General features: G+C 34.6%; 10 protein-coding genes and 2 rRNA genes. 5 read left to right on the top strand and 7 right to left on the bottom strand.

All coding sequences use genetic code 11. The annotated features are described in order from the left end of the window. Positions 1–20: 20 nt before the first annotated feature. Complete coding sequence (locus HCX49_RS10440; RefSeq protein ID WP_168127089.1) at positions 21–719, bottom strand: DUF4397 domain-containing protein; 699 nt, start codon at positions 717–719, stop codon at positions 21–23. Between the two features lie 154 nt (positions 720–873). Between HCX49_RS10440 and HCX49_RS10435 the strand changes: the two genes are divergently transcribed. Together HCX49_RS10435 and HCX49_RS10430 are read left to right on the top strand one after the other, a co-directional pair. Beyond that, the gene (locus HCX49_RS10435) at positions 874–3561 is read left to right on the top strand and encodes an FtsK/SpoIIIE family DNA translocase (protein WP_168127088.1); all 2688 of its coding nucleotides are present in this window, start codon (positions 874–876) and stop codon (positions 3559–3561) included. Positions 3562–3564: 3 nt separating this feature from the next. Further along, a complete protein-coding gene (locus tag HCX49_RS10430; RefSeq protein WP_168127087.1) occupies positions 3565–4221 on the top strand; it encodes a LolA family protein in 657 nt (218 codons plus the stop codon). A 53-nt stretch (positions 4222–4274) separates the two neighbouring features. On the opposite strand, the gene HCX49_RS10425 is transcribed toward HCX49_RS10430, so the two are convergent. Beyond that, positions 4275–5081, bottom strand: a complete 807-nt coding sequence (locus tag HCX49_RS10425) for a lytic transglycosylase domain-containing protein (protein ID WP_168127086.1) — start codon at positions 5079–5081, stop codon at positions 4275–4277. Positions 5082–5327: 246 nt separating this feature from the next. Between HCX49_RS10425 and HCX49_RS10420 the strand changes: the two genes are divergently transcribed. Both HCX49_RS10420 and HCX49_RS10415 read left to right on the top strand, forming a co-directional pair. After that, positions 5328–6956, top strand: a complete 1629-nt coding sequence (locus HCX49_RS10420) for a pseudouridine synthase (protein WP_168127085.1) — start codon at positions 5328–5330, stop codon at positions 6954–6956. A gap of 104 nt (positions 6957–7060) precedes the next feature. After that, the gene (locus tag HCX49_RS10415) at positions 7061–7531 is read left to right on the top strand and encodes a nucleoside triphosphate pyrophosphohydrolase family protein (protein WP_168127084.1); all 471 of its coding nucleotides are present in this window, start codon (positions 7061–7063) and stop codon (positions 7529–7531) included. Positions 7532–7563: 32 nt separating this feature from the next. Here the strand turns inward: HCX49_RS10415 and HCX49_RS10410 are convergent, their stop codons facing one another. Beyond that, positions 7564–8511 (bottom strand): TIGR01212 family radical SAM protein, encoded by a 948-nt coding sequence (locus HCX49_RS10410; RefSeq protein WP_168127083.1) that lies wholly within the window; start codon positions 8509–8511, stop codon positions 7564–7566. Positions 8512–8625: 114 nt separating this feature from the next. Here HCX49_RS10410 and HCX49_RS10405 point away from each other — a divergent pair, with 114 nt between their 5' ends. After that, positions 8626–9651, top strand: a complete 1026-nt coding sequence (locus tag HCX49_RS10405; protein WP_168127082.1) for a LacI family DNA-binding transcriptional regulator — start codon at positions 8626–8628, stop codon at positions 9649–9651. A gap of 61 nt (positions 9652–9712) precedes the next feature. Here HCX49_RS10405 and HCX49_RS10400 read toward each other — a convergent pair whose 3' ends face one another. The 4 genes from HCX49_RS10400 to HCX49_RS10385 form a co-directional block, all read right to left on the bottom strand. Beyond that, the gene (locus HCX49_RS10400; RefSeq protein WP_168127081.1) at positions 9713–9916 is read right to left on the bottom strand and encodes a hypothetical protein; all 204 of its coding nucleotides are present in this window, start codon (positions 9914–9916) and stop codon (positions 9713–9715) included. Positions 9917–10227: 311 nt separating this feature from the next. Next, on the bottom strand, positions 10228–11769 hold the full coding sequence (locus tag HCX49_RS10395; RefSeq protein WP_168127080.1) for a sulfatase: 1542 nt from the start codon (positions 11767–11769) through the stop codon (positions 10228–10230). A 95-nt stretch (positions 11770–11864) separates the two neighbouring features. Continuing rightward, positions 11865–11976: ribosomal RNA gene (gene rrf / locus HCX49_RS10390) — 5S ribosomal RNA — on the bottom strand. 133 nt (positions 11977–12109) lie between these two features. Continuing rightward, positions 12110–12229 (bottom strand): 23S ribosomal RNA (locus HCX49_RS10385); the annotation flags it as partial.

Genomic DNA, 12229 nt, shown 5'->3' with positions numbered 1-12229 from the left:
ATTATAACCAGATCTTCTACTTATTTATGCTTAACGATTTGGAAGCTATATTTTTTATTGGTATCGCTACTTGACTTCAAACCTGCGGCATAAATGGTATAAACTTCCTTATCTTCAGGTTTAAAATCTCCCAACAGTTCAGTCATACCAACACCATTTATTTTCAGTTTATATACATCAGCAATTTTAATATTCTTAAAAGGAGCCAATTCTTTATAAGCTTTATCTTTAACAGCTAAACTATCAACATCATTTAATGTAAGCGTCAACTTAGATGCTTCAGGACTCAAATTCATAAATCTAAATTTTGCATATCCTGTTTTCAAAGTTCCAAAATCATCTTCAGTAGCCAATACATCAACTTTATCTTTACCGATCACATAGAGGCTGTAAAATTTGCCTGGAGTAAAATCTACTTTTTTACTCACTAGTGCTGTATCACCAGGAGTTGATTTCGGATCAAATACCCGCACGAGTCTACTACCAGGATACGCATTTTTATAACTCAAAACGCGATTAAAGGAGAAAACACCCTCCCAGTTATTATTCAATTTATTCTGGTCGAGACCAATATCTAATCCTTCAGATCCAGGTACAGCATTCACAGCAGACACAGCCGAGATTTCCACATAAGCGTAATCATCATCCAGCTTATTACATGAATTTAATGTCAGCATAAAAACCATTATACTGATTCCAAAAAATAATGCTTTTTTCATTTTCATTTTTTATTTACAACAAAATTCAACGATCGTCTCATTAAAAAACGTATGTTAGAAACAAAATGCTACAAGAAAAAATAAAAGGTTTAGTAAGCCAATTAAATTTCCTCCTAAATACTTAAGTTTGTATGAAGGATAACTGTGAAAATTCATGTCAAATAAAGGAAATACATTTAGACCATCTAGCGCTAATACAACATTTAAAAGGAGTCAGAAAAAAGAAGCTCCCAATAATAAGAAAGTAGAAAATAAAGAAGAAGCTCCCGCTAGAGACTTATCAGAACTGCAACAAAAATTAATTAAAATTTTAGGGGCTTTCCTGATACTATGTGCGATATTATTGGGGATAGCTTTTGTTTCATATTTATTCACCTGGTCTGAAGATCAAAGCTATATTGCAACCAATAATGGTGGTTGGGGCGTAGTGATGAATACAGCGGAAGAAATTGACAATCCCGATATCGAACTACCTGTAGTACAAAATAGATTGGGAAAATATGGTGCATTGTTTGCAAACCAATTTATTTACAATTGGTTCGGCATTGCGTCCTTCCTCTTTGTACTGGTCTTCTTTGTAATCGGATATAAATTATTGTACAAAAAATCAATATTACCAGTTTACCGTACCATTATATACTCTTTTATCGCGATCGTATTTATATCTGTTACATTAGGTTTCTTGCATAGCTTCATTACAAAAGTGCCTCACATTTTAGAAGGTAAGTTTGGTTTCTGGACTAATAAATTATTAGAAGCTCAAATTGGAACAGTTGGTGTTGCCGGAATTTTAATCTTTGCCTATTTGACGACATTGATACTGGTATATAACCTAGATCTAAAATTTAGTATTTTTGACTCGCGTAAAAAACAAGATGAGGAAGATGAAAATTTTGATACGGAAGAAGAAGAAACAAACTACACAAACTCCATCCGTACAACAGAACCATCAGTATCTGAACCATTAATTAATAGAAGGGAAACCTATACACCTGCACCTAGTCTGAATGACAGATTTCAATCGAGTAGAAATGCTGATATTCAATTAAATGAAGAATTCACTCCTCCTCATAAAGAAATCATTTTACCTGTTTCGGAAATAAAACCTGAGAACAAAGTGCTCATCCCATTCGAAATCGAAGAACCAACTCCAGCGGATGAGGATACGAATATAATGAATGAAAATACCGTTTCATTTACGGTAGACGAACCTCTTCAAATAGATCCTATTGTAGAAGAAAAGCCGGTACAAAGTCATGAATTAGAAGTAGAATCACCTAAAGAAGAAAAGACGATTACGGCTAATGATCTAGTTGCACAATTCGGTCAGTATGATCCTAAATTAGATTTATCAGGATATCAACATCCAACCTTAGATCTATTAAAAGATTATGGAACTGGAAAAATCACGATCAACCAGCAAGAGCTGGAGGCCAACAAAAATAAAATTGTTGACACCTTACGTAATTATAATATTGAGATTGAACATATCAAGGCTACAATCGGTCCTACGGTAACATTATATGAAATCATTCCTAAACCTGGAGTACGTATTTCAAAAATTAAAAATCTAGAAGACGATATTGCACTGAGTTTAGCGGCTTTAGGTATCCGTATTATTGCTCCGATGCCGGGAAAAGGAACTATTGGTATCGAGGTTCCTAATAGCAATCCTGAAATGGTTTCCATGAAATCAATTATTGCAACAGAAAAATTCCAAAAGACGGATATGGACTTGCCAATCGCCTTAGGGAAGACAATTTCGAATGAAGTTTATATTGCCGATTTAGCTAAAATGCCCCACTTACTGGTAGCCGGTGCTACAGGACAAGGTAAATCCGTAGGTATCAATGCGATCTTAACATCGCTACTGTACAAGAAACATCCTGCAGAATTAAAGTTTGTATTGGTCGATCCAAAAAAAGTAGAGCTTTCTTTATTCAAAAAAATAGAGCGACACTTTCTCGCGAAATTACCAGGAGAAGAAGATGCTATTATCACAGATACAAAGAAGGTTATCAACACATTAAACTCCCTTTGTATTGAAATGGATCAACGTTATGACTTGCTAAAAAATGGACAAGTACGTAATTTGAAAGAATATAATGCAAAATTTGTCAATCGCAGATTAAACCCTGAGGAGGGTCATCGATTCTTACCCTTTATAGTTCTTATTGTAGATGAGTTTGCCGATCTGATGATGACAGCTGGTAAAGAAGTTGAAACACCCATTGCACGTTTAGCACAATTAGCACGTGCGGTTGGTATTCACTTGGTAATTGCCACCCAACGTCCTTCGGTCAATATCATTACAGGTACGATTAAAGCCAATTTCCCGGCACGTTTGGCATTCCGCGTATTATCTAAAGTAGATTCACGTACTATTTTAGATTCAGGAGGTGCAGATCAATTAATTGGTCGTGGAGATATGCTTTTATCAACAGGTAGTGACTTGATTCGTATTCAATGTGCATTTGTAGATACTCCAGAAGTCGAAATGATTTCTGACTTTATCGGAGGTCAACGTGGATATCCATCCGCATTTATGCTACCTGAATATGTTGATGAAAGTGGCGATGGTTCAGGTTCTACAGATTTTGATTTCTCAGATAGAGATCAATTATTCGAAGAAGCGGCACGCCTAATTGTTATGCATCAACAGGGGTCAACATCACTCATCCAGCGTAAATTAAAGCTGGGGTACAATAGAGCTGGGAGAATAATTGATCAGTTAGAGTCTGCAGGAATCGTTGGTCCTTTTGAAGGAAGCAAGGCCCGTGAAGTACTCTATCCCGATGAATATTCTTTAGAACAGTTTTTAGAAACATTAAGGAAGGATTAAAAGATGAAAAAAACAATGGGCATCATGCTAGGTTTCATAACCTTAGCAGTCGCAACTCCAGCACTGGCACAACAAGATGCTGCTGCAAAAAAAATATTGACAGAAGTCAGTAAAAAGTATGATAGTTATCAAACGGTACAAGCAAAGTTTTCATTTTCAGCAATTCAGGGTTCAAATAAATCTGCCTACACCGACGCAGGGACACTCTATTTAGATAAGAAAAACAATAGATATCATATTACGATGAATAGTCAAGAAATGATATCAGATGCAAAGAGCTTATATACTATTTTGAAAGAAGAAAAAGAAGTTCAGATTGCAGCAATAGAGAATAGCACAGATGCAATAGATCCCAGTAATATTTTTAGCTTTTATAAAACCGGATTTAAATATAACTTGATTGCAAATGAAAAAGCTGGAAACACACTTTTAAATGTCGTTCATTTAACACCAACTGATAGTAAAAAGAACTATTCTAAGATAAAACTCCGCATCAATAGAGCAACAAAACTGATATATGATGCGACTATCTATGATAAAAACGGTGGTCAATACAGTTACACGATTAAGAGTCAGGTTCCCAATAAGAATTTGGATAACAGTTTATTTAGCTTTAACAAAAGCAAATACAGCGGTTATGAAATTGTAGACCTAAGATAGGTAGAACAGACACTAGAAAAAAAGGCTTGAATTATATAATTCAAGCCTTTTTCTTATAACATATTCTCATTTGGATCTTTCTGATCCGATCGGTTCGCATAGCGCGTATAACCATGTTTTTCAGGATTCTCGATAATCTCTTTCATCGAAATCAACTTATAGACATAAGAACCAGTTTCATTATTCAACTTTAAATTGTAATAACTATCCTCTTTCTGGCGTCTAATAGAACCCTTTAAACTTCCTCCACCTACATTATAAGCAGCAGCTACAAGAGTCCAGTTTCCAAACTGCTTATAAAGTGATTTAATGTACTTAGCGGCGGCATGAGTAGACTTCGTCAAATCTCGTCTCTCATCAACATTTCCATTCACTTTCAATCCATAAAGTCTAGCAGTTGCAGGCATAAACTGCCAGTAGCCACCAGCCCCTTTAGAAGAAACGACTCCTCGATCCAATCCACTTTCTACCAATGGAACGTACTTAAAGTCTTCAGGAATACCGTAGGATGCTAAAATCTTCTCAATCTGCGGCAGATAGGCCTCTGCTTTTTTATGTAGACTGTAAGAGCCTCTCTTTTTGAAAGAGAAGTTTTTAAAATATCGCAACAACTTGCTTTCAACATGTGGCCGATTTATCGGCAACGTATCATTGGCAAATGTCAACGAACTCAAATAATGATTATTATCATTATTTTCATTTTTCTCCTTTTCATCTTCCCCATTAGAAAGATTACTTGGCGCTTTCACAGTAATGATCTTATCATCACCTGCAGCAATTGTGTTTGGGTTTGAGTACAATTTTGACAACACTAACGCCGACAAAATCAGACTACAACATAATACTTTTTTTCTAAACATTCACTCCCTTAATGCTACCCTATCCACGATAAAATCGATCAAAAAATAGCTTGGTACAAATTCAAGGCTACAAAGATAAAGACTATTTACTTAAAAAACAAACACTTAACCTTTTCAAGGTTTAAACATGTTTCAAGCTTGATTTTTTTGTAACTTTTCATCCCTCAAAAAAAAAATTAAATTTATTTCTAGAAAAAAAGAAAATTATGGGTAAATTTGCCGTTCACATTATTTTATAGTAATAAGATGCCATTCAGCAATAAAAGGAACAGTCGTGATGACAAGTCCAAAAACTCAAGAAGTACCTCAGAAAACTTCAAACCAAGAGGCGATCGTTCAAAGGATGATAGATCCTCTAATTTCAAAGAAAACAAAAGACCGAGAAGTTCATCATTCGGCAATAAAGATAACACAGACAGACCATATAATAACGACAAAAAATCTTTTGGAGGTGATAGACCTTTCAAAAAATTTGATGGCGAAAACTCCGATAGAAAAAGAAGCTTTGACAAACCCTTCAATAAAGAAGGTAAATCTTTTGGCGGTGACAGACCTTTCAGAAAAGAGGGTGATAGCTCCGACAGAAAAAGAAGCTTTGACAAACCTTTTAACAAAGAAGGTAGATCTTTTGGTGGTGATAGACCTTTCAGAAAAGAGGGTGATAGCTCCGACAGAAAAAGAAGCTTTGACAAACCTTTCAACAAAGAAGGCAGATCTTTTGGTGGTGATAGACCTTTCAGAAAAGAAGGCGAAAGTTCCGACAGAAAAAGAAGCTTTGACAAACCTTTCAACAAAGAAGGCAGATCTTTTGGTGGTGATAGACCGTTCAGAAAAGAAGGTGAAAGTTCCGACAGAAAAAGAACTTTTGACAAACCTTTCAACAAAGAAGGTAGATCTTTTGGCGGTGAGAGACCTTTCAGAAAAGAAGGTGATAGCTCCGACAGAAAAAGAACTTTTGACAAACCTTTTAACAAAGAAGGCAAATCTTTTCAAAAATCTGATGGTGATCAAACTGACTTTAAACGTCCAGCTAGAGACAAATCAGATAGACAATATAAATCTTCTTATAAAAAATTCAATAATGACGAAGATCGTAAAGAGGGTTCTACTGAAAGAAGATCAACAGAAAGACCTCAACGTTCAAAATCTTCTCAAAATGACGGCCTAATTCGTTTAAATCGTTATATCGCTAATTCTGGAGTATGTTCTAGAAGAAAAGCAGATGAATTAATCGCAGCTGGCGTTGTTAGTGTTAATGGTGAAGCCGTTACTGAATTAGGTGCTAAAGTAGATCCAGCTAAAGACGACGTTAAATATAATGGTGAGCGTTTGAAACGTGAAAAAATGGTTTATGTCCTATTAAATAAACCTAAAGATTACATTACTACTACCGAAGATCCTCAGGAGCGTCACACAGTAATGGAATTAGTTTCAAAAGCTACTAAAGAACGTATCTATCCAGTAGGTCGTTTAGATAGAAATACAACTGGTTTATTATTAATGACAAACGATGGTAATTTAGCTGAAAAACTTTCGCACCCTCGTAATAACATCAGTAAAATCTACAACGTAGAATTGAATAAAAGCTTAACACAAGGTGATTTTAATAAAATTGTTTTCGGTCTTGAACTGGAAGATGGTTTTGTAAAACCTGATGATTTAAGCTACGTAACTGGCGGAAGTAAAAGAGAAGTTGGTGTTCAGATCCATAGTGGTAAAAATCGCATCGTAAGACGTATTTTTGAATCGTTAGGATATGAAGTAGTAAAACTAGACCGTGTTGTATATGCTAACTTGACTAAAAAGGATTTACCAAGAGGTCGTTGGAGATACATTGAAGAGCGCGAGCTAGTTCAATTGAAACATTTAATTTAATATTTACTCCTTTATATAGAAAGCAGCTTCACAGCTGCTTTTTTTATTTGACTCAATTTTTAAATTAGATTATATTGCATAATTTAGTAAAAATAAAATATAACATGACTGATCCAAAAACATTAACATCCGTAGCCGAATTTCATAAAGTTTTCCAGCATCCGATATTAGAAAAACCAACAATCCCAAGTGAAAAACGCAGTGCATTACGTGTATCTCTTATTGCTGAAGAATTAAAAGAGTTGGAAGAAGCTATCCAAAACAATGATCTTGTAGAAGTAGCAGATGCATTATGTGATATACAGTATGTGTTAGCAGGTGCTGTACTTGAATTTGGTTTAAAAGACAAATTTAATGAGCTATTCGAAGAAGTGCAACGTTCAAACATGAGTAAAGCCTGTCAATCCATTGAAGAGGCTGAAGCAACAATAGCACATTACAAAAATTCAAAAGGTGTCGATAGTTACTATAAAGAAGTAGATGGTCTATTCTTAGTATTCAGAACAGAAGATAACAAAACATTAAAATCGATCAATTACTCTCCGGCCGATTTAAAATCAATCATAGAAAAATAAAAAAAGGTTGCTATAATTATAGCAACCTTTTTTTATCCTATATATTTCGAGCCTTGTATGGCCTCTTTACGTTCCAAAGCCTTATCTATGTACGTTTGAATAGCTGATTTCTTCATTCCCCAATTTGGAGCAATCAGTAAATCTTGATCTGCCAACCCAAATAATCGTTGAATAACAATATCCGGTCGCAATAGTGGAATAAATTCTGCTAGAAAGTCACAATATTCATCAATGGAGAAAACATGAAAAGGTTCACGCTTGTACTGAACGCCCATGATCGATCCTTCAACAATATGCAGATGATGTAACTTCACAAATTTAATCTGCGGGTGTTTATTTATTTCATCAGCATATCTTAACATCATTTCATGCGATTCCCAAGGGAAACCAAAAATTGTATGTACACATATTTCCAATGGACTATTTTCAACTAATTTAAGTGCTTTTTGTAATTCATCATGAGAACAACCACGATTAATTCTATCCAGAGTTTCATCATAAATTGATTCCATTCCCATTTCCAGGTCAACATCATAACGATCACAATAACTTTCTAACAAAGCTACCTTTTCAAAATCAATACAATCTGGTCTAGTTCCAACAGAAAGACCAACAGTATCTTCAGGACAAACTGCTAAAGCCTCATCATACATCGCCTTCAAAAAATGTGCAGGGGCATAAGTATTCGTATTGGGTTGAAAATAGATAATGAATTTATCAGCACGATACCCTTCTCGCGCTCTTTTGATACCTTCTTCCACCTGTTCACGAATTGTAGGCAATTTACGTGCAGATTCGGGAGTAAATGAATCTACATTACAATATGAACAACCACCATACCCCTTACTTCCATCACGATTAGGACAAGTAAAATTCCCATCCACAATGACTTTATATACGCGTTGACCATTATATTTCTTTTTCAAGTAAGATCCATAATGATTATATGGCTTTTGTCCTATATCTAATAATGTACTCATAAATACAAAGATAGAAAGATTTCATAGGATTTAATTATTGGAAACACATTATGTCCCTTACAATGATCGAATCTTTACACAATTTAGTATCTTTATAAGTTATATTAGGAAATTATGAAAAGATTAACTCTTAAAGATATCGCAAAAGCGCTAAACTTATCAGCTCCCACCATTTCCAAAGCCTTATCCGATAGTTACGAAATAAATAAAGAAACAAAAGAGAAGATCATTGCTTATGCCCATAAACATAATTACCAATATAATGCATTAGCTAGAAGTTTAAAAACCGGTAAAACCAATATTATAGGAGTTATTGTTTCGACTATCAGTAATTCATTCTTTTCACAAATATTGGAAGGAATAGAAGAGTCCTCGCTTTTTCAGAAATACAATATCATTATTATGCAAAGTCGAGAAAGCCCTGCAGTAGAAAAAAAATGTATTGATATTCTATATTCTAAAGGCGTTGATGGTATATTAATTTCCCCTGTATCAGATAGTGCTAACTTAAGTTATTTACAACAACTACATAATAGCAACTGTCCTATTGTTATCTTCGATCGTATCAATAATAATTTACAAACCTTCAAAATAGGAATTGATAATAAAAAAGCGGCACAAAAAGCAACGCAAGAACTTATTGATAGAAACTACAGCAATATACTGCACATTACAGGAGTTGCTAATGGTGTTACAAATGAAAGACTTCTAGGTTTCCAGGAGGCCTTAAAACAAAATAACATCCCATTTGATGACAAAAAATTACTGAGATGCGATCTATCACAAATTCAAATCGTTGAAGAGCAAATCCTAAATAAATTAGAAGAATTAAAAAATGACAATAAAAGTCCTGATGCCATTTTTACTGCTACAGACTTATTGACAAATCGTACAATAGGTTTATTAGCACAACAAAAAATTAAAATTCCATCGGAAATTGCCCTTATTGGATTTTCAAATACGAATTATGCCTTTTCTTTTAATCCACCATTGACCTGCATTTCTCAACCAGCTACAAGAATAGGAAAATTAGCTTTTGAAAAAATGATTCATATCCTAGAATTTCGATTAAAAAAGAGAGAAATTGTCTACGAAACGATAGAACTAGATGCAGAGATTACCATTAGAGAATCTATCTAAGCAGTCAGAAATGATCATTATATCATAACATAATAAGGGGATTATATATCCCCTTATTATGTTAATGTCCACCTCTATTTCTTCCATTACCTTTATGGTGCTTGTTATGCCCCTTCTTGTAATTTTTATTATGTCCTTTCTTATGGTGACCGTGATGATGCCCCCGTTGAGGTCTATGACCATGATCATGATAATATCCTACACAAGAACTAACAGACAGCAATAACATTAACCCTCCCAAAAAAATTGCAAATTTTGCCTTCATAAATAACCTATTCTTTTCAGAAAATAGCCAAATACTATACCAAAAGAGTCCATAGATAAAAATTACAGCTGTTTTATCTCATAACAGCCTGTTTATAAAGTAGTTTATACAACAAATAAATCTGACATAATAAATTACAACTAAATAGGAGATCAGATTAACCTTAATAATTGGATGAACTAATCAACCAGCAAAAGCCATATATGCTGTCATAGTTATAATCTTGGCAAAATAAATCCGATATAGGAATTCTAAAAGTACCATACATATCCCTAAAAAGTCAATACAAGTACAAAAAAAAGGTAGATGTTTTATTTACTCATTATCTCTGCAGCAAGATCATCCTTGTATTCTTTAATTGATATTGCCAGATCCTTTTTTAATGCAATTAATAGTTCGCTATTTTCAACCTCACTATAAATATTATTCAATTCTTGAGGATCTTTCTCAAGATCGTAAAGTTCCCAAAAATCTTGTTCTCCATAAAAACGAATCAACTTAAACTTTGTAGTTCTGATACCAAAATGTGGCATCACACGATGAGGTTGTGGATATTCATAATAATGATAATAAATTCGATCGCGCCAAGATACTTCATCATTTTTTAAAAGATCAAAAAAAGATTTTCCTTGAATTTCTTTTGAAGCAGGAGCATCTGCCATCGCTAACAATGTGGGAGCCCAATCAATATTCAAAACAGGCTGTTCAATGACTGTACCCGCTTTGATAACCCTAGGATAGCGGATCATAAAAGGAGTTCTCAAAGATTCTTCATATATGAAGCGCTTATCAAACCATCCATGTTCGCCTAAATAAAACCCTTGGTCCGAACCATAAATAACAATCGTATTTTCAGCCAAACCATTGTCATCCAAGAAATTCAAAATCTTTCCGATATTACGATCCAACGCCTTAGCTGTAGAGAAGTAATCGCGCATGTAACGTTGAAATTTCCACTCTGCGAGCTTCTTACCGGTTAGTTTTCTATCATTGAATTCTTTACTTATCCGATCATCGTAATAAGCACGGTAAGCATTACGTTGTTCGCTATCCAATCGGCTATAAATCCAGTCGGTTTCATAATCAACATTTACTTTCAGATCAAAGCCCAGTTTCATTGTTCCTGAAATACTCATATCCTGATGAGCTGCAGCTTTCCTATTCTCATAAGTATCGTAGAAAGTTGACGGAACTGGAAAAGTAACATCATCATATGCTCCGAGATCTTCTAATGCAGGCAACCACTCGCGATGTGTGGCTTTCTCACCAATTACAAGAAAAAATGGTTTATCCTTATCTCTTTTTTCTATCCAGTCCTTTGAAAGGTCTGTAATAATATCTGTGACATAACCTTTATGATTAACCGTATCATTCGTCTGTGTAATAAAATCTGGATTAAAATAATGACCTTGATCAGGAAGAATAGTCCAATAACTGAATGCGTCCTGAGGTAATGTTTCCAGATGCCATTTTCCTATCCATGCAGTTTGATATCCAGATTCAGCTAAAGATCTGGAGAAAATAAACTGATTAATATTAAATTTTTTGTCATTTGAAATAAAACCATTCACATGACTATATTTACCCGTTAATAGCGCTGCTCGACTGGGACCACAAATAGAATTGGTTACAAAAAAATTATTAAATAAAGCACCTTCATTAGCGATCCGGTCAATATTAGGAGTTTTTGCTAATTTATTGCCATATACACCGATTGCTTTATTCGTATGATCATCTGACAAGATAAAAATAATATTCGGCTTCTTATGTTTCACATCCTGAGCTGGACTAGCATATGAAAACCATATGGGTATAAATAATGCGAAGAGTTTATAAAAAGTAGGTTGTGACATATTGATCAAAATTATTCTTAAAGATAAGATAATCTTGATAAAAAAGGTCTAAACACAAAAAAGCCTCTGCTGTATAGCAAAGGCTTCTGTATAAAAAAAGGCACCGACCTACTCTCCCACCTGTTACGGCAATACCATCGGCTCTGGCGGGCTTGACTTCTCTGTTCGGAATGGGAAGAGGTAGACACCGCCGATATAGGCACCTAAAATGTTTTTGTTAGATCAGCAGTAATTAGATAGTAGTAGTTAGACTTCTCTAAATACTATGTACTAAATACTCCTGTAATCTATAGACAATTGAAAGAAAAACTAAAAGAGGAAGACAACAGTGTTTGCGTTGCTTGAGAAAGCTTCGGGTGATTAGTATTGCTCAGCTATGGTATTTCTACCTTTACACCTGCAACCTATCAACGTAGTAGTCTACTACGGCCCTATAAGGAAGTCTCATCTCGTGGCTAGT

The sequence above is a fragment of the Sphingobacterium sp. B16(2022) genome (assembly GCF_012030425.1).
GTDB lineage: Bacteria > Bacteroidota > Bacteroidia > Sphingobacteriales > Sphingobacteriaceae > Sphingobacterium > Sphingobacterium anhuiense.
Note: the sequence above shows the minus strand (reverse complement) of the source record. Positions and strands in the feature narration are given on the sequence as shown.